Origin of the sequence: Caballeronia sordidicola (genome assembly GCF_002220365.1) — a bacterium.
GTDB lineage: Bacteria > Pseudomonadota > Gammaproteobacteria > Burkholderiales > Burkholderiaceae > Caballeronia > Caballeronia sordidicola_C.
This window is the reverse complement of the sequence record NZ_MTHB01000306.1, coordinates 1-18752: the sequence shown is the minus strand read 5'-3', so window position 1 is coordinate 18752 and position 18752 is coordinate 1. Positions and strand designations below refer to the sequence as shown.

General features: G+C 57.8%; 13 protein-coding genes, 1 tRNA gene and 1 pseudogene. All 15 read right to left on the bottom strand.

Translation table 11 applies throughout. From position 1 onward, the window contains the following. Positions 1-383, bottom strand: a 383-nt coding sequence (locus BSU04_RS45075; RefSeq protein WP_179258649.1) for a GTP-binding protein, incomplete at its 3' end; no start/stop codon positions are given. Between the two features lie 52 nt (positions 384-435). After that, positions 436-2538: an elongation factor G gene (gene fusA, locus BSU04_RS45070; RefSeq protein ID WP_089166631.1), complete on the bottom strand. Its 2103-nt coding sequence runs from the start codon at positions 2536-2538 to the stop codon at positions 436-438. A gap of 134 nt (positions 2539-2672) precedes the next feature. Beyond that, positions 2673-3143, bottom strand: coding sequence for a 30S ribosomal protein S7 (gene rpsG / locus BSU04_RS45065; protein ID WP_089166630.1), 471 nt, complete (start codon positions 3141-3143; stop codon positions 2673-2675). A 215-nt stretch (positions 3144-3358) separates the two neighbouring features. Continuing rightward, positions 3359-3736 carry a 30S ribosomal protein S12 gene (gene rpsL, locus BSU04_RS45060; protein ID WP_031361588.1) on the bottom strand — a complete coding sequence of 126 codons (378 nt, stop codon included), beginning with the start codon at positions 3734-3736 and terminating at the stop codon, positions 3359-3361. A gap of 206 nt (positions 3737-3942) precedes the next feature. Continuing rightward, positions 3943-5790, bottom strand: a complete 1848-nt coding sequence (recQ, locus tag BSU04_RS45055; protein WP_089166629.1) for a DNA helicase RecQ — start codon at positions 5788-5790, stop codon at positions 3943-3945. Positions 5791-5981: 191 nt separating this feature from the next. Next, positions 5982-10229 (bottom strand): DNA-directed RNA polymerase subunit beta', encoded by a 4248-nt coding sequence (gene rpoC / locus BSU04_RS45050; RefSeq protein ID WP_089166628.1) that lies wholly within the window; start codon positions 10227-10229, stop codon positions 5982-5984. Between the two features lie 21 nt (positions 10230-10250). Next, positions 10251-14357 (bottom strand): DNA-directed RNA polymerase subunit beta, encoded by a 4107-nt coding sequence (gene rpoB, locus BSU04_RS45045; protein ID WP_089166627.1) that lies wholly within the window; start codon positions 14355-14357, stop codon positions 10251-10253. 367 nt (positions 14358-14724) lie between these two features. Continuing rightward, positions 14725-15093 carry a 50S ribosomal protein L7/L12 gene (gene rplL, locus BSU04_RS45040; protein ID WP_031361592.1) on the bottom strand — a complete coding sequence of 123 codons (369 nt, stop codon included), beginning with the start codon at positions 15091-15093 and terminating at the stop codon, positions 14725-14727. A 75-nt stretch (positions 15094-15168) separates the two neighbouring features. Next, positions 15169-15699, bottom strand: coding sequence for a 50S ribosomal protein L10 (rplJ, locus tag BSU04_RS45035; protein ID WP_051888606.1), 531 nt, complete (start codon positions 15697-15699; stop codon positions 15169-15171). 298 nt (positions 15700-15997) lie between these two features. Continuing rightward, complete coding sequence (gene rplA / locus BSU04_RS45030; protein ID WP_089166626.1) at positions 15998-16693, bottom strand: 50S ribosomal protein L1; 696 nt, start codon at positions 16691-16693, stop codon at positions 15998-16000. Beyond that, complete coding sequence (rplK, locus tag BSU04_RS45025) at positions 16694-17125, bottom strand: 50S ribosomal protein L11 (protein ID WP_031361595.1); 432 nt, start codon at positions 17123-17125, stop codon at positions 16694-16696. It abuts the gene before it with no gap. 155 nt (positions 17126-17280) lie between these two features. Further along, positions 17281-17838, bottom strand: coding sequence for a transcription termination/antitermination protein NusG (nusG, locus tag BSU04_RS45020; RefSeq protein ID WP_031361596.1), 558 nt, complete (start codon positions 17836-17838; stop codon positions 17281-17283). 1 nt (position 17839) lies between these two features. Further along, positions 17840-18220, bottom strand: coding sequence for a preprotein translocase subunit SecE (secE, locus tag BSU04_RS45015; RefSeq protein ID WP_047845327.1), 381 nt, complete (start codon positions 18218-18220; stop codon positions 17840-17842). 34 nt (positions 18221-18254) lie between these two features. Beyond that, positions 18255-18330, bottom strand: a tRNA-Trp gene (locus BSU04_RS45010). Positions 18331-18404: 74 nt separating this feature from the next. Next, positions 18405-18752: pseudogene (tuf, locus tag BSU04_RS45005) on the bottom strand (elongation factor Tu); the annotation flags it as partial.

Genomic DNA, 18752 nt, shown 5'->3' with positions numbered 1-18752 from the left:
ACGCCAACCTGGCGAGCCAACAGAATGTGCTCACGCGTTTGCGGCATCGGACCGTCTGCGGCCGAACACACCAGGATCGCGCCGTCCATCTGCGCTGCGCCCGTGATCATGTTCTTCACATAGTCAGCGTGGCCCGGGCAGTCAACGTGTGCGTAATGGCGATTCGCCGTTTCGTACTCGACGTGTGCCGTGTTGATCGTAATGCCACGTGCCTTCTCTTCCGGCGCCGCATCGATCTGGTCATACGCCTTTGCTTCGCCGCCAAACTTCTTCGACAACACCGTCGCGATTGCTGCCGTTAGCGTGGTCTTGCCATGGTCGACGTGACCAATCGTGCCTACGTTGACGTGCGGCTTGGTCCGTTCGAATTTACCTTTTGCCATGATTACCTTCTTTCAAATTTGTTGATCGGTTAAAGACTTTTGGCTTACCGAATTACTTGGATTTCGCGTTGATGATCGCTTCTGCCACGTTTCGCGGAGCTTCAGCATAGTGCTTGAATTCCATCGTGTACGTAGCGCGACCTTGCGTCGCCGAACGCAGCGACGTCGAGTAGCCGAACATTTCCGACAGCGGAACTTCAGCGCGCACGATCTTGCCGCCGCCAATCATGTCTTCCATGCCCTGGACGATACCGCGACGGCTCGACAAGTCGCCCATCACGTTGCCCATGTAGTCTTCCGGCGTTTCGACTTCCACAGCCATCATAGGTTCGAGGATGACCGGGCTTGCCTTGCGCATTGCATCCTTGAACGCCATCGAACCGGCCATGCGGAATGCATTTTCGTTCGAGTCAACGTCGTGGTACGAACCGAACGTCAGGTGAACCTTGACGTCCACCACCGGGAAGCCTGCCAGCACGCCAGCCTTCAGCGTTTCAATAATGCCCTTGTCCACAGCCGGGATGTATTCGCGCGGAATCACGCCGCCCTTGATCTCGTCCAGGAACTCGTAGCCTTTGCCCTGCTCATTCGGCTCAAGCGTAATGACAACGTGGCCATACTGGCCGCGCCCGCCCGACTGCTTGACGAACTTGCCGTCAACGTCTTCCGCCTTGCCACGGATCGTTTCACGATACGCAACTTGCGGCTTGCCAACGGTTGCTTCAACGCCGAACTCACGACGCATGCGGTCAACCAGGATTTCCAGGTGCAGCTCGCCCATACCCGAAATGATGGTCTGGCCCGACTCTTCATCGGTCTGAACGCGGAACGACGGGTCTTCCTGAGCCAGGCGGTTGAGCGCGAGACCCATCTTTTCCTGGTCAGGTTTCGTCTTCGGCTCCACTGCCTGCGAAATCACCGGCTCGGGGAAAATCATGCGTTCCAGAACGATCGGATGTGCCGGATCGCACAGCGTGTCGCCCGTGGTTGCGTCTTTCAAGCCAACCGCAGCGGCGATGTCGCCCGCGTGCACTTCCTTGATTTCTTCGCGCTGGTTTGCGTGCATCAGCAGAATACGGCCGAGACGTTCTTTCTTGTCCTTGGTCGCGTTCAGCAGCGTTTCGCCCGACTTGGTCGTACCCGAGTACACGCGGAAGAAGATCAACTGGCCGACAAACGGGTCGGTCATGATCTTGAACGCGAGTGCCGAGAACTTTTCGTCGTCAGCTGCACGACGCTCTTCGCGCGCGCCGTCTTCAAGTTCGCCCAAAACCGGCGGAATGTCGATAGGCGACGGCAGGAAGTCGAGCACAGCATCCAACATGCGTTGCACGCCCTTGTTCTTGAACGCGGTGCCGCACAACATCGGCTGGATTTCGCAAGCAATCGTACGATCGCGAAGACCCTTCACAATTTCCTCTTCGGACAATTCGCCCGTTTCGAGGTACTTGTTCATCATTTCTTCGTTGGCTTCGGCCGCAGCTTCCACCATCTTTTCACGCCATTCAACGCACGTATCCAGCAGCTCAGCCGGGACTTCTTCGTACGAGAACTTGATGCCCTGGGACGCTTCATCCCAAATGATCGCCTTCATCTTGATCAGGTCAACCACGCCCGTGAACGTGTCTTCTGCGCCAATTGGCACCACGATAGGAACCGGGTTTGCCTTCAAACGCAGCTTGAGCTGGTCATAGACCTTGAAGAAGTTCGCGCCGGTACGGTCCATCTTGTTGATGAACGCGAGACGGGGAACCTTGTACTTGTTGGCCTGGCGCCACACGGTTTCCGACTGGGGCTGAACGCCACCCACAGCGCAATAAACCATGCATGCACCGTCGAGCACACGCATGGAACGCTCAACTTCAATGGTGAAGTCGACGTGTCCCGGGGTGTCGATGATGTTGATGCGGTGCTCGGGGCGGTCGCCAGCCATGCCTTTCCAGAAGGCCGTCGTTGCTGCCGACGTGATGGTGATGCCGCGCTCCTGCTCCTGCTCCATCCAGTCCATCGTTGCCGCGCCGTCGTGAACTTCACCGATTTTGTGGTTCACGCCTGTGTAAAACAGGATGCGCTCGGTCGTCGTCGTTTTGCCGGCGTCGATGTGAGCGCTAATACCGATATTACGGTAGCGCTCGATAGGTGTCTTGCGAGCCACTTTGAATCCTTAATTGGGTCGACGCGACCGACACATGCCAGTCGCGCCCTAACACAAACGGGCGAGGCGCTTGGTAAGCGCACCCGCCCGGAGGTTTTTCCGTTCGTCCCAGGTCGGGAGGCCTAAAAACAGCCTTAGAAGCGGAAGTGCGAGAACGCCTTATTGGCTTCTGCCATCCGGTGAACTTCGTCGCGCTTCTTCATCGCGCCGCCACGGCCTTCCGCGGCTTCCGAAAGCTCACCTGCGAGACGCAGAGCCATCGACTTCTCGCTGCGCTTCTTCGCAGCTTCGCGCAACCAACGCATCGCCAATGCCATACGACGCGACGGACGCACTTCGACTGGAACTTGATAGTTCGCACCACCAACGCGACGGCTCTTCACTTCCACCACCGGCTTCACGTTGTTGAGCGCACCCGTGAACACTTCCAGCGGGTCCTTGCCACCCTTGGTCTGGATCTGTTCAAAAGCACCATAAACGATACGCTCGGCAACCGACTTCTTGCCCGACAGCATGATCACGTTCATGAACTTGGCTACATCTACGTTGCCGAATTTCGGATCCGGCAAAATGTCCCGTTTGGGGATTTCGCGACGACGCGGCATGTTTCTTCCTTTGATTTTTCAGTTGGAGCCATTTCAGCCCCGCGGTCACCAACAAACCCGATCCATCTAAACGCGCATTTGGTGCGCACTGTCCTGACTAACCAGCTTGGCCGGGTGACCACTTACTCGACAGCACCGGCACTTCCGGCACCACCGCTTGAACGCCCCATTAAGGGCAACCTGTACGACTCATGTATTGCTCAGCCAGCGAGAATTTACTTGGCCTTAGCGCGCTTCGCACCATACTTCGAGCGAGCTTGCTTACGATCCTTGACGCCCTGGGTATCCAGCGAGCCGCGAACCATGTGATAACGCACACCCGGCAAGTCTTTCACACGACCGCCGCGAATCAGCACGACCGAGTGTTCCTGCAGGTTGTGGCCTTCACCACCGATGTACGAAATGACTTCGAAACCGTTCGTCAGACGAACTTTTGCAACTTTACGAAGTGCCGAATTCGGCTTCTTCGGCGTCGTCGTGTACACGCGAGTGCACACGCCGCGACGCTGCGGGCAGTCCTGCAAAGCCGGCGACTTGCTCTTCACTGTTTCTGAAGCGCGGCCTTTGCGAACCAATTGATTGATGGTTGGCATTGTCTATTCCTAAATTGATCAAAATCGACGCCCCCCGTTTCGGGCAAAGCAAAACGGACTGCGCATCGAACACTCTGATTCTTGCTCATGCCCGCGAGGAAACCCCTCTTAGCAGATCCAAGAACGAGAACCTAGCATCATAATCTGAAATTCCCAATGCGGTCAACAGCTTGGGTATCAAACTGGCCTGTGATGAGCAGCAGAACCTAATTTGCCCCTACCACTTCAAGTAATTCGTCACCGAAACGCTCGAGTTTGCGCGCGCCGATGCCCGGAATCTGGCTGAGATCCTCAATGGAATCCGGCTCATTGCGCGCGATCTCTGCAAGCGTCGCGTCGTGGAAGATAACGTACGCCGGCACGCCGTCGCTTTTCGCCATGCTGGCGCGCCACGCCCGCAGCCGTTCCCAGCGTGCTTTGATACGTGGCGACATGCCCGCCGTCGGATCGGCGCGTTCGCCTGTTCGGCTGGAAGACTGACGCGTACGCGTTGGCTTGACGTACTTTCGCAACGTCACGTTTTGCTCACCCTTGAGCACCGCTTTACTTGCCTCGGTGAGGATCAGTGCACCGAAACCGTCATGGTCGACAGCCAGATAGCCAAACGCCACCAATTGGCGAAACACCGCGCGCCACTCCTGCTCCGAGAGCGCCGCGCCAAGTCCGAACGTGGACAATTTTTCGTGACCGCGCTGAAGTAATTTCTCAGAGCGGCTGCCGCGCAGGATATCGATCAGATGGCCAGCGCCGAAATGGAAACCACTGGCCTTATATGCGCGGTACACGCACGAAAGGGCCATCTGTGCTTCACGAGTGGCGTCCCACGATTCAGGCGGCTCGAGGCAGGTATCGCAATTACCGCAGGGCTCACTGGCCTCTCCAAAGTAGCCAAGCAGACGCACGCGTCGGCATGAAGCCGCTTCGCAGAGCCCCAGCAGCGCATCGAGCTTGCCGCCCTGCACGCGTTTGTGGGTATCGTCCGCGTCGGATTCGTCAATCATCTTGCGCTGCTGCACCACGTCGCCGAGGCCGTACGCCATCCACGCGTTCGCCGGCATGCCGTCACGGCCCGCGCGCCCGGTTTCCTGGTAATAGCCTTCCACGCTCTTGGGCAAATCCAGATGCGCCACGAATCGCACGTCCGGTTTATCAATACCCATGCCGAAAGCAATCGTCGCGCACATCACGACGCCCTCTTCGCGCTTGAACATCTCCTGGTGCCGCTGGCGCGTTTCGTACTCCATGCCCGCGTGATAAGGCAGCGCTCGCACACCTTGACTCTTGAGCCAGTCGGCAGTCTCTTCAACCTTGCGTCGCGACAGGCAATAGATCACGCCGGCGTCGGTGGTTTTGTCGGGGTTCGTATGCTCGGCGCGGATGAAATCGAGCAACTGCGCCCGCGCGTTATCCTTCTCCACGATCCGATACCGGATGTTCGGCCGGTCGAAGCTGGAGACGAAAATACGCGCATCGTCCAAAGCCAGGCGATGCACGATTTCATCACGTGTAATGGCGTCCGCTGTAGCCGTCAATGCGATCCGCGGCACCGATGGAAACCGCTCATGCAGCACCGACAACTGGATATATTCCGGCCGGAAATCGTGCCCCCATTGCGACACGCAATGCGCTTCGTCAATAGCAAACAAGCCGATGCGCACGCTCTCGATCAACTCGAGGAAACGGGGCGTCATCAAGCGTTCCGGGGCGACATACAGCAAGTCGATTTCCCCGTTGCGCAACGCTCTTTCAGTTGCAGCAGCTTCGGCGCCGGTGAGCGTCGAATTCAGGCACGCGGCGCGTACGCCAACTTCACTCAACGCCGCCACCTGATCCTGCATCAACGCGATCAACGGCGACACGACGATCCCAGCGCCGAAACCGGCTTCACGCCTCAACAAGGCGGGAATCTGATAACAAAGCGACTTGCCGCCGCCCGTCGGCATCAATACAAGCGAATCCCCGCCGGCAGCCACATGATCGACGATATCGCCCTGCTGCCCCCGGAAAACGGGGTAGCCAAATACTTCCTTGAGAATTTCGAGCGAACGGGACATGGAGAAGACGGAGTGCGCCAGAGCGTGAGTGCCCCGATTTTACCAACGACGCGGCCCGAAGGCGGCCGCATGACTCAACGTTAGCCAATCGATAGAGCAAAAAAAAGCCGCCCGGTATAACCCGGGCGGCTTCTCGTACTAGCAGATCAGTTGTTAAAGCTCGACCCTGTAAAAGGCCCGAACTTCAGAACTTACTCCGCCGGATGCTGCTGTTCTGCAGGTGCGACAGGTGCGGCTTCGGGCGTGCCGAAATCGAACGATTCTTCCGCTGCAATCTGGTCGAAACGTTGACGATCCGACAACTCGCGGCTCTTGCGTGCCTTGTGGAACGCGAGACCCGTCCCCGCCGGAATCAACCGGCCGACGATCACGTTTTCCTTCAGACCGCGCAAATCGTCGCGCTTGCCCATGATGGCCGCTTCGGTCAACACGCGCGTCGTTTCCTGGAACGAAGCTGCCGAGATGAACGAATCGGTCGAGAGCGATGCCTTCGTAATACCGAGCAGCACGTTCTCGTAGGTCGCGGGGATCTTGTCTTCCGCGGCCATCCGGTCGTTCTCGTCCAGCATGTCCGAACGCTCAACTTGTTCGCCCATGATGAAACGCGTGTCGCCGTTGTCGACGATCTGCACGCGGCGCAACATCTGACGCACGATCACTTCGATGTGCTTGTCGTTGATCTTCACGCCCTGCAGACGGTACACGTCCTGCACTTCGTCCACGATGTAGCGAGCCAGCGCTTCGATACCCTGCAAACGCAGAATGTCGTGCGGGTCCGCCGGGCCATCGACAATCATTTCGCCCTTGTTGACGACCTGACCATCGTGCACCAGCACCTGCTTTTCCTTCGTGATCAGGAACTCATGCTGTTCACCTTCCACGTCGGTAATAACGAGACGCTGCTTGCCCTTCGTGTCCTTACCAAACGACGTCGTACCCGTGACTTCCGCCAAAATGCCGGCGTCCTTCGGCGAGCGCGCTTCGAACAGTTCAGCCACACGCGGCAGACCACCGGTAATGTCACGCGTCTTCTGCGCTTCAACCGGGATACGTGCCAGCACTTCACCGACCTGCACTTGCTGACCGTCCTTCACGGTGATCAGTGCGCCGACCTGGAAGCCGATCTGCACCGAATGCTCCGTGTTCGGGATCTTGACTTCTTCGCCTTGCGCATCGAGCAGCTTCACTTGCGGACGAACGCTCTTCGCCGCTTGCGAACCGCGACGCTTCACGTCGATCACGACGAGCGTTGAAAGCCCCGTCACATCGTCGATCTGCTTCGCAACCGTCACGCCTTCTTCGACGTTTTCGAACTTCACCGTACCGCCCCACTCGGTGATGATCGGACGCGTCAACGGATCCCATTGAGCCAGTTGCGCACCAGCCTTGATCTGCGCGCCGTCCAGCTGCAGCAATGTGGCGCCGTACGGGATCTTGTGACGTTCGCGTTCACGACCAAGGTCGTCGGCAATGATCGCCTCGCCCGAACGCGAGATGACGATCTGCTCGCCCTTCGCATTCGTGACGTAACGCATCGTTGCCGTGAACCGCACCGTACCGTTCGACTTCGCTTCCACCGACGAAGCGATAGCCGCACGCGACGCCGCGCCACCGATGTGGAACGTACGCATGGTCAGCTGCGTGCCCGGCTCACCGATCGACTGAGCAGCGATAACACCCACCGCTTCGCCGACGTTCACGCGCGAGCCACGACCCAGGTCGCGGCCATAGCACGAAGCGCACAGGCCGTAACGCGTTTCGCAGGTCAACGGCGTGCGCACGCGCACTTCGTCGATACCCAGGCGTTCGATTTCGTCGACCATGTCTTCGTCGAGCAACGTGCCCGATTCGTACAGCGTTTCCTGCGATTCCGGATTGACGACGTCCGCCACCGTCACGCGGCCGAGAATCCGGTCACGCAAGGCTTCGACAACTTCACCGCCTTCAACCAACGCCTTCATCGCCACGCCGTTCGTCGTGCCGCAATCGTCTTCGACCACGACCAGGTCCTGCGTCACGTCAACGAGACGACGCGTCAGGTAACCCGAGTTCGCCGTCTTCAACGCCGTATCGGCCAGGCCTTTACGTGCACCGTGCGTCGAGATGAAGTACTGCAACACGTTCAGGCCTTCACGGAAGTTCGCCGTGATAGGCGTCTCGATGATCGAGCCGTCCGGCTTCGCCATCAGGCCACGCATACCAGCCAGCTGACGAATCTGAACAGCGGATCCACGAGCGCCCGAGTCGGCCATCATGTAGATCGAGTTGAACGATTCCTGCTTCGTCTGATTACCGTCGCGGTCGACCACGGGTTCCGTAGCCAACTGCTCCATCATCGCCTTGCCGACCGCTTCCGACGTTGCCGACCAGATGTCGACCACGTTGTTGTAGCGCTCTTGCGAGGTCACAAGACCCGACATGTACTGACGGTCGTATTCCTTCACCTTCTTGGCTGCATCGCCGACGATCTGTTCTTTTTGCGGCGGCACGAGCATGTCGTCGACGCAAATCGAAATACCGGCGCGCGTAGCCAGACGGAAACCCATCTGCATCAGCTGGTCGGCGAAGATCACCGTTTCGCGCAGACCGCACTTGCGGAATGCCGTGTTGATCAGGCGCGAAATTTCCTTCTTCTTCAGCGGACGGTTCAGCACCGAGAACGGCAGTCCTGGCGGCAGAATTTCCGAAAGAATAGAACGGCCAACAGTAGTTGCGTACAGCGTGATCTTCGGCACGAACTTCGGTGCGCCTTCGCTTTGATCCGGGTTGTGAATGTTTTCCGTAATCCGGACATTCACCCGCGACGCCAGCTCGACTTCCTTGTTTTCGTACGCGCGAATCGCTTCCGACACGCCCGTGAACGTCATGCCTTCGCCCTTGCCATTCACCGCTTCACGCGATGCGTAGTAAAGACCCAGCACAATATCCTGCGACGGCACGATCGACGGATCGCCGTTGGCCGGGAACAGGACGTTGTTCGACGCCAGCATCAGCGTGCGCGCTTCCATCTGCGCTTCCAGCGACAGCGGCACGTGAACGGCCATCTGGTCACCGTCGAAGTCGGCGTTGAACGCCGCGCAAACGAGCGGGTGCAGCTGAATAGCCTTACCTTCGATCAGCACCGGCTCGAAAGCCTGAATGCCAAGACGGTGAAGGGTAGGCGCGCGGTTCAGCATCACCGGATGTTCGCGGATCACTTCTTCCAAAATGTCCCACACCACGGCTGTCTGGTTCTCGACTTCCTTCTTCGCAGCCTTGATGGTGGTAGCAACACCCATCACTTCCAGCTTGTTGAAGATGAAAGGCTTGAACAATTCCAGCGCCATCAGCTTCGGCAGACCGCACTGATGCAGCTTGAGCGTCGGGCCCACCACGATCACCGAACGACCCGAATAGTCAACGCGCTTACCGAGCAAGTTCTGACGGAAACGACCGCCCTTACCCTTGATCATGTCAGCGAGCGACTTCAGCGGACGCTTGTTCGCGCCGGTCATGGCCTTACCGCGACGACCGTTGTCGAGCAGCGAATCGACGGCTTCCTGCAGCATCCGCTTTTCGTTACGGACGATGATTTCAGGCGCCTTCAACTCGAGCAGACGCTTCAACCGGTTGTTACGGTTGATCACGCGGCGATACAAGTCGTTCAGGTCCGACGTCGCGAAACGGCCGCCGTCGAGCGGCACGAGCGGACGCAGTTCCGGCGGCAGCACCGGCAGCACTTCCAGCACCATCCAGTCCGGCTTGATGCCCGAACGTTGGAATGCCTCGAGCACTTTCAGGCGCTTCGCGTACTTCTTGATCTTCGCTTCCGAACCCGTGTTCTTGAGTTCGGTGCGCAGCACTTCGACCTGTTCGTCGATATTGATCGCGCGCAGCAGTTCACGCACGCCTTCCGCGCCCATCTCGGCACGGAATTCGTCGCCGTATTCTTCGACCTTGTTGTAGTAATCCTCTTCCGTCATGATCTGCCGCGCTTTCAGCGGCGTCATGCCCGGTTCGATCACCACGTACGCTTCGAAATACAGCACGCGTTCGATGTCGCGCAGCGTCATGTCGAGCACCATGCCCAGACGCGACGGCAGCGACTTCAAAAACCAGATGTGCGCAACCGGCGAGGCCAGTTCAATGTGACCCATCCGTTCGCGACGCACCTTGGCGAGCGTCACTTCAACACCGCATTTTTCGCAGATCACACCGCGGTGCTTCAGGCGCTTGTACTTACCGCACAGGCACTCGTAGTCCTTGATCGGGCCAAAGATCTTGGCGCAGAACAGGCCATCGCGTTCCGGCTTGAACGTCCGGTAGTTGATGGTTTCAGGCTTCTTCACTTCACCGAAGGACCACGACCGGATCTTGTCCGGCGAGGCCAGACCGATCTTGATCGCGTCAAAAACTTCAGGTTGTTGGACTTGCTTGAATAGATCGAGCAGAGCTTTCATTGCGTCTCTCCAGTAGTCCGATTAGTTCCGGTCCAGGTCGATGTCGATACCGAGCGACCGGATTTCCTTCACCAACACATTGAACGACTCAGGCATGCCGGCGTCGATCACGTGGTCACCCTTGACCAGGTTTTCATACACCTTGGTACGACCGGCCACGTCATCCGACTTAACAGTCAGCATTTCTTGCAGCACATACGAAGCGCCATATGCTTCGAGCGCCCACACTTCCATCTCACCGAAACGCTGGCCACCAAATTGCGCCTTACCACCCAGCGGCTGCTGCGTGACGAGCGAGTACGGTCCAGTCGAACGAGCGTGCATCTTGTCGTCGACCAAGTGATGCAGTTTCAGGTAATGCATGTAGCCCACCGTGACCGTCCGTTCGAACGGTTCACCCGTGCGGCCGTCGCTCAACTGCACCTGATTCTTCGACTTCGTCATGCCCAACTGCTTCGCGATGTCGTCCGGGAACGCCAGATCCAGCGCACGTTCCATTTCGCCTTCCGTCGCGCCGTCAAACACCGGCGTTGCAAAAGGAACACCTTCGCGCAGGTTCTTCGCCAGCTCGACGATTTCGTCGTCGGTGAAGTTTTCCAGCTCTTCCTTACGACCTGACTCGTTGTAGATCTTGTTCAGGAAGATGCGCAGCTCTTCAATCTTGGTCTGACGCTGCAGCATTTCGCCGATACGCCATCCCAGACCCTTCGCAGCCCAACCCAGATGCACTTCGAGAATCTGACCCACGTTCATCCGTGACGGCACGCCGAGCGGATTCAGCACGACGTCAGCCGGACGGCCATCGGCCATGTACGGCATGTCTTCGATCGGCACGATCTTCGACACAACACCCTTGTTACCGTGACGGCCGGCCATCTTGTCGCCCGGTTGCAGACGACGCTTAACAGCCAGGTACACCTTGACCATCTTCAACACGCCCGGCGGCAGTTCGTCGCCTTGCGTCAACTTCTTGCGCTTTTCTTCGAACGCCAGGTCGAACTGGTGACGCTTCTGTTCGATCGAGTCCTTGATGGCTTCGAGCTGAGCCGCTGCTTCTTCGTCCGCGAGGCGGATGTCGAACCAGTGGTAGTGATCCAGATCTTCCAGGTACGGCAGGTCGATCTTCGTGCCCTTCGCCAGCTTCTTCGGACCACCGTTCGCGACCTTGCCGTTGAGCATACGGGCGAGACGCGAGAACGCGTCGCCTTCCACAATGCGCAACTGGTCGTTCAAGTCCAGACGATAACGCTTCAGTTCGTCATCGATAATCTGCTGTGCACGCTTGTCACGCGTAATGCCTTCGCGCGTGAACACCTGCACGTCGATCACCGTGCCGCTCATGCCCGACGGCACGCGCAGCGACGTGTCCTTCACGTCCGACGCCTTTTCACCGAAGATCGCGCGCAGCAGCTTTTCTTCCGGCGTCAGCTGGGTTTCGCCCTTCGGCGTGACCTTGCCGACCAGCACGTCGCCCGCTTCCACTTCAGCACCGATGTACACAATGCCCGACTCATCGAGACGGCCGAGTTGCACTTCAGCCAGGTTCGAGATGTCGCGCGTGATTTCTTCCGGTCCGAGCTTCGTGTCGCGTGCGACCACATTCAGTTCTTCGATGTGGATCGACGTGTAACGGTCTTCAGCAACGACCTTCTCCGAGATCAAAATCGAATCTTCGAAGTTGTAGCCGTTCCACGGCATGAACGCGACCAGCATGTTCTGGCCGAGCGCGAGCTCGCCCAGATCGGTCGATGCGCCGTCAGCCACAACGTCGCCACGGCCAACACGGTCGCCGACCTTCACGATCGGACGCTGGTTGATGTTCGTGTTCTGGTTCGAACGCGTGTACTTGATCAGGTTGTAGATGTCGACACCGACTTCGCCTGCAACCGCTTCATCGTCGTTCACGCGAATCACGATACGGCCAGCATCGACGTAATCGACGATACCGCCGCGTTCCGCCTGAACCGTCGTACCCGAGTCGACTGCCACGGTGCGTTCAATACCCGTACCGACCACAGCCTTTTCAGGACGCAGGCAAGGAACTGCCTGACGCTGCATGTTCGAGCCCATCAATGCGCGGTTCGCGTCATCGTGTTCAAGGAACGGAATCAGCGAAGCAGCCACGGAGACGATCTGCGACGGCGCCACGTCCATGTACTGAATACGGTCCGGCGTGACCATCAACGTTTCGCCCGCTTCACGCGACGAAACCAGTTCGTCGGTCAGCGTGCCGCCTTCGCCCAACGACGCGTTCGCCTGAGCGATCACGTAGCGGCCTTCTTCAATCGCCGACAAATAATCGATCTGATCCGTCACCTTGCTGTCGACCACTTTCCGATACGGCGTCTCGAGGAAACCGTATTCGTTCAAGTGCGCGTACAGCGCCAGCGAGTTGATCAGCCCGATGTTCGGACCTTCCGGCGTTTCAATCGGGCACACACGGCCATAGTGGGTCGGGTGCACGTCGCGGACTTCAAAGCCTGCGCGTTCACGCGTCAAACCACCCGGTCCAAGAGCCGAAACACGGCGCTTGTGGGTGATTTCCGACAGCGGATTCGTCTGGTCCATAAACTGCGACAACTGCGACGAACCAAAGAACTCACGAATAGCTGACGAAATCGGCTTCGAGTTGATCAGGTCGTGCGGCATCAGGTTTTCGCTTTCAGCCTGACCCAGACGTTCCTTCACAGCCCGTTCCACGCGCACGAGGCCAGCGCGGAACTGATTCTCAGCCAACTCACCCACGCAACGCACACGGCGATTGCCCAAGTGATCGATGTCATCGACTTCGCCCTTGCCGTTGCGCAGCTCGACCAAAATCTTGATGGTCGCGAGGATGTCGTCGTCCTGCAGCGTCATCAAGCCGGTGATTTCGTCACGGCCCACACGACGGTTGAACTTCATACGACCCACCTTCGACAGGTCGTATGCGTCTTCGCTGTAGAACAGACGGTTGAACAGCGCCTCGACAGCTTCTTCCGTCGGCGGTTCGCCCGGACGCATCATGCGATAGATCGCGATACGTGCAGCCATGCGGTCAGCGGTTTCGTCGATACGCAGCGTCGACGAAATGTACGGACCTTGATCCAGATCGTTCGTGTAGAGCGTCTGGATGTCCTTGACCTTCGATTCGCGCAGCTTCTCGAGCACCATTTCGGTGATCTCGTCGTTGGCGTTCGCGATCACTTCACCCGTTTCGCCATCGACCACATTCTTCGCCAGCACGCGGCCGAGCAAATAGTCTTCCGGTACCGAGATGAACTTCGTCTTTGCCGCTTCGAGGTCGCGAATGTGCTTCGCGTTGATCCGCTTGTCCTTCTGGACGATGACCGCACCTTCGCGATCCTGGATGTCGAAGCGCGCGACTTCACCGCGCAGACGCTCCGGCACAAATTCCATTTGCGCGCCTTCGCCCATCAAGGCGAAGTTATCGAAGACGAAGAAGTTAGCGAGGATCTGTTCCGGCGTCAGGCCGATGGCCTTCAGCAAGATAGTCACAGGCATTTTCCGGCGACGATCGACGCGGAAATACAGCACGTCCTTCGGGTCGAATTCGAAATCGAGCCATGAGCCACGGTAAGGGATGATCCGAGCTGAAAAAAGCAGCTTGCCCGAGCTGTGCGTCTTGCCCTTGTCGTGTTCGAAGAACACGCCAGGCGAACGGTGCAACTGGGACACGATCACGCGTTCCGTACCGTTGATGACGAACGAGCCGGTCGGCGTCATGAGCGGCATTTCGCCCATGTAGACTTCCTGCTCCTTCACTTCCTTGACGACCGGCTTGCTCGGCGATTCCTTGTCGAGCAGCACCAGGCGCACCTTGGCGCGCAAGGCGGAACAGTACGTCAGGCCACGCTGCTGGCATTCCTTGATGTTGAATGCCGGCGGCGAGAGCATGTAGCTCACGAATTCGAGACGCGCAAAGCCGTTGTGCGAAACGATCGGGAAGACCGATGAAAAAGCTGCTTGCAGTCCTTCTGCCTTGCGCTGAGTCCCGATGGTCTCGGCTTGCAGAAATGTGCTGAATGATTCAAGCTGGGTTGCCAGCAGGAAGGGAACCTGGTGAACGATGGGGCGTTTCGCGAAACTCTTGCGAATACGCTTCTTCTCGGTGAAGGAATATTGCATACGATCTCCGAATCACGGCGGGCGTTGCCGAGGCGGGATACCTCGATGACACGACCCGGTGTTCACCGACTGAGACTCGTCATACGCCCAGGGAGGGGCGAACGAGCCTAGAAGCTTGGTGGTTGGCCGCTACCAACCGCTGGCTGACGGCAGCGGATGCCTATGTTGCCCGCTACCCGACCAAACTTGCCTTCTGCAGTCGCTTCAGAAGACAAAGAAAAGAATCGGCAAAATTGTCCAGCCGATGTTTTTCTTTGGCTTCTATGAGGTTCTTGTTGCCGAAACCGGCGACTCAAAACATTGTTCCCACAAAGCAGAAAAAGGCCGGCGGTCATAGACCGCCAGCCTTAGCAAAGCGCAGCGAAACTTACTTGATTTCAGCCTTCGCGCCTGCTTCTTCCAACTTCTTCTTCGCTTCTTCAGCAGCAGCCTTCGGTACCGCTTCCTTAACAGGCTTCGGTGCACCGTCAACCAGGTCCTTCGCTTCCTTCAGGCCGAGACCCGTCAGTTCGCGAACAGCCTTAATCACCGACACTTTGTTTGCGCCGATTTCGACCAGGTTCACCGTGAACTCGGTCTGCTCTTCGACAACAGCAGCGGCACCAGCAGGGCCTGCAACAGCAACAGCTGCAGCCGACACGCCAAACTTCTCTTCGAACGCCTTGACCAGCTCGTTCAATTCCAGAACCGACATCGAGCTTACTGCTTCGAGGATGTCATCTTTTGCGATTGCCATTTGAAATACTCCTAAATTGAATTCGGATACAGCCAGCGATCTTGTAAGCCTAACCAGGCAACCAAGCGCAGTACGTTAAGCAGCCACTTCCGGCTCAGCTTCAGCCGGAGCTTCAGCGCCGCCACCCTTTTGCGCAGCGAGCGCGGCCAGAGCGCGCGCGAAGCCGGCAACAGGAGCTTGCATGACGTACAACAACTTGGAGAGCAGTTCTTCGCGGCTCGGGATGTTGGCGAGTGCTTGCACAGCCGCCTTGTCCATCACGTTGCCTTCGTAGGAACCGGCCTTGATGATCAACTTGTCATTGGTTTTGCCGAAGTCATTAACAACCTTGGCAGCAGCAATTGCATCTTCCGAGATGCCGTAGATCAAAGGACCAGTCATCTGCTCGGCCAGCGCAGCGAACGGCGTACCTTCCACGGCGCGACGCGCCAACGTGTTTTTCAACACGCGAAGATACACTTGTTGCTCGCGAGCCCTTGCGCGCAGCTTGGTCAGATCGCCAACCGCAATTCCACGATACTCAGCGAGCACCATCGTCTGAGCCTTCGCGACTTGCGCGGCGACTTCAGCGACAACTGCCTGCTTGTCTTCTTTGTTCAGTGGCACGGTTAAACCTCCAAATTCGATGCGCCAACTTAGCGCATCGCGTTCAACAACGGCGTCCGACCTGTCAGGAGCATTTCGACCAGCTGGTGCGCACCTCACGGCACGCGACAACCGACTTCAACCACACCAAAACTGTTCCGGGTTCGCCATCTGCGTTGGCTTACATTAAGGTCACGCCCAATTGCTGCGCTTCCGCCAACGGTCTTTGACAACCGGTTGCTCGCCAACTTCAGCTCGCAACCGCCCAAAGCCCTTCACGCAGGTTCACGCGAGATCGCGCGAACCTGCGCATGATTCTTTACTGCGAGAGCGTCGAGTGATCTACACGCACGCCGACACCCATGGTGCTCGACAATGCAATCTTGCGCAGATACACGCCCTTGCTGGTCGCCGGCTTAGCCTTTTGAAGGGCTTCCACCAGTGCCGACAGATTCTTGCGCAACGAAGCCGGCTCAAACGAAGCACGGCCGATGGTTGCGTGGATAATCCCGCCCTTGTCGACGCGGAACTGCACTTGACCAGCCTTTGCGTTGCGAACAGCTTGAGCAACGTCAGCCGTAACCGTACCGACCTTCGGGTTCGGCATGAGGCCGCGCGGGCCGAGAATCTGACCGAGCGTACCGACAACGCGCATTGTGTCCGGCGAGGCGATCACAACGTCGAAGTTCAGGTTACCGGCCTTGACTTGCTCAGCCAGGTCTTCCATACCAACGATTTCTGCGCCAGCTGCACGAGCCTGCTCAGCCTTTTCGCCTTGCGCAAACACAGCAACGCGAACCGACTTGCCGGTGCCTGCCGGCAACACGACCGAACCGCGAACTACCTGGTCCGACTTCTTCGCGTCAATGCCGAGTTGCACAGCCACGTCGATGGATTCATCGAACTTCGCGCTTGCACATTCTTTAACCAGCGAAAGAGCGTCGTCGACGGGATACAGCTTCATGCGATCGACCTTAGCGGCGAACGCTTGAAGACGCTTAGAAAGCTTAGCCATTTACACGCCCTCCACGGTGATGCCCATCGAACGGGCGCTGCCCGCGATCGTACGAACCGCTGCGTCCAAATTCGCTGCCGTCAGGTCAGGCATCTTGGTCTTTGCGATTTCTTCAGCTTGAGCGCGCGTGATGTTGCCGACCTTGTCAGCGTTCGGCTTCGGCGAACCCTTCGCGATGCCTGCAGCCTTCTTGATCAGAACGGTAGCCGGCGGCGTCTTCATGATGAACGTGAAGCTCTTGTCCGCGAATGCCGTAATAACCACCGGCACCGGCAGACCCGGCTCCATCGCTTGAGTCTGCGCGTTAAACGCCTTGCAGAACTCCATGATGTTCAGGCCGCGCTGGCCCAGTGCCGGACCAACCGGCGGTGACGGATTGGCTTTACCTGCAGGAATCTGCAGTTTGATAAAGCCGATGATTTTCTTTGCCATGTTGAAAACCTCTGCAGAACGCGTTAGCGTTCGGTGAGTGATAACGCGCGCTCGCCAAAACGGCTACTGACGCTCCTCAACAGTCATAACGCGGACTGTAAGCGCGAACCGCGCTACGAAGTTAATACTTCGAGCGCGGCGAAAAACGAATGCTTTTAAACCTTCTCGACCTGACCAAATTCCAGTTCAACCGGGGTCGAGCGTCCAAAAATAGTGACAGATACGCGAACGCGCGACTTCTCGTAGTTCACTTCCTCAACGTTCCCATTGAAGTCCGTGAACGGGCCGTCCTTGACCCGAACCATTTCGCCCACTTCGAAGAGCGTTTTCGGACGCGGCTTTTCCACGCCTTCCTGCATCTGCGACATGATCTTTTCCACTTCACGCGGAGAGATCGGGCTCGGGCGATTGCGCGCCCCGCCAACGAAACCCGTCACCTTGGCAGTATTTTTTACCAGGTGCCACGTTTCGTCCGTCATTTCCATTTCGACGAGCACATACCCCGGAAAGAAACGACGCTCTGTCACCGACTTGTGACCGCCCTTCACTTCCACCACCTCTTCGGTAGGGACGAGGATTTGACCAAACTGATCCTGCATGCCAGCACGGTCGATGCGCTCTTGAAGCGCACGTTGCACGCTCTTCTCCATACCGGAGTAGGCGTGCACGACATACCAACGTTTTCCGCTCGGTGATGCTGGTGCTTCGCTCATATCATCTCCAACCCAGAATTACCGAGAATATCACCCACTCAATCGACTTATCGCTAAGCCACAAGAAGATTGCCATGATCAGCACAAATGCGAAGACCACCAGCGTGGTTTGCGTGGCTTCCTTACGTGTCGGCCACACCACCTTGCGGACTTCTTTGTACGAATCTTTGGCAAAGGCAATAAAACCCTTTCCCGGTGCGGAGAGAAGACCGACCGCAACACCCGCGATCAAGCCAACAGCCAGCGCGGCGCCGCGAACGTACCACTCCTGGCCACTTAGCCAGAAGAAACCTACGAACCCGGCCAAGACCAACAATACGCCCGCGGTCAACATCAACTTGTCGCCGGAAGTATTTACAGTTTCGACGGAAGGATTCGCCATAACACCTTAAGCAGCGCCCGGAGACGCAAGATTGTGGCAGGGGCAGAGGGAATCGAACCCCCAACCTTCGGTTTTGGAGACCGACGCTCTGCCAGTTGAGCTATACCCCTAAACCATTTGGGGTCAGCAATTTCGCTAACCCCGAAAACTACATACCATCGAGCAATTTCTGGCTTTGCTCGATTTACGCGAGAACCTTGGCCACGACACCAGCGCCGACGGTACGACCGCCTTCACGGATAGCGAAGCGCAGACCTTCTTCCATCGCGATCGGAGCGATCAACTTCACCGTGATCGACACGTTGTCGCCCGGCATGACCATTTCCTTGTCCTTCGGCAACTCGATCGAACCCGTCACGTCCGTGGTACGGAAGTAGAACTGCGGGCGATAGTTGTTGAAGAACGGCGTGTGACGGCCGCCTTCGTCCTTGCTCAACACATACACTTCAGCCGTGAAGTGCGTGTGCGGCGTGATCGAACCCGGCTTGGCCAACACTTGGCCACGTTCCACGTCTTCACGCTTCGTGCCGCG

What these genes read in the sequence shown, in the direction of transcription:
- rpsG (WP_089166630.1), bottom strand. Translation starts at nt 3,143, where the DNA reads ATGCCGCGTCGTCGCGAAATCCCCAAACGGGACATTTTGCCGGATCCG.
- rpsL (WP_031361588.1), bottom strand. Translation starts at nt 3,736, where the DNA reads ATGCCAACCATCAATCAATTGGTTCGCAAAGGCCGCGCTTCAGAAACA.
- recQ (WP_089166629.1), bottom strand. Translation starts at nt 5,790, where the DNA reads ATGTCCCGTTCGCTCGAAATTCTCAAGGAAGTATTTGGCTACCCCGTT.
- rpoC (WP_089166628.1), bottom strand. Translation starts at nt 10,229, where the DNA reads ATGAAAGCTCTGCTCGATCTATTCAAGCAAGTCCAACAACCTGAAGTT.
- rpoB (WP_089166627.1), bottom strand. Translation starts at nt 14,357, where the DNA reads ATGCAATATTCCTTCACCGAGAAGAAGCGTATTCGCAAGAGTTTCGCG.
- rplL (WP_031361592.1), bottom strand. Translation starts at nt 15,093, where the DNA reads ATGGCAATCGCAAAAGATGACATCCTCGAAGCAGTAAGCTCGATGTCG.
- rplA (WP_089166626.1), bottom strand. Translation starts at nt 16,693, where the DNA reads ATGGCTAAGCTTTCTAAGCGTCTTCAAGCGTTCGCCGCTAAGGTCGAT.
- rplK (WP_031361595.1), bottom strand. Translation starts at nt 17,125, where the DNA reads ATGGCAAAGAAAATCATCGGCTTTATCAAACTGCAGATTCCTGCAGGT.
- nusG (WP_031361596.1), bottom strand. Translation starts at nt 17,838, where the DNA reads ATGAGCGAAGCACCAGCATCACCGAGCGGAAAACGTTGGTATGTCGTG.
- secE (WP_047845327.1), bottom strand. Translation starts at nt 18,220, where the DNA reads ATGGCGAATCCTTCCGTCGAAACTGTAAATACTTCCGGCGACAAGTTG.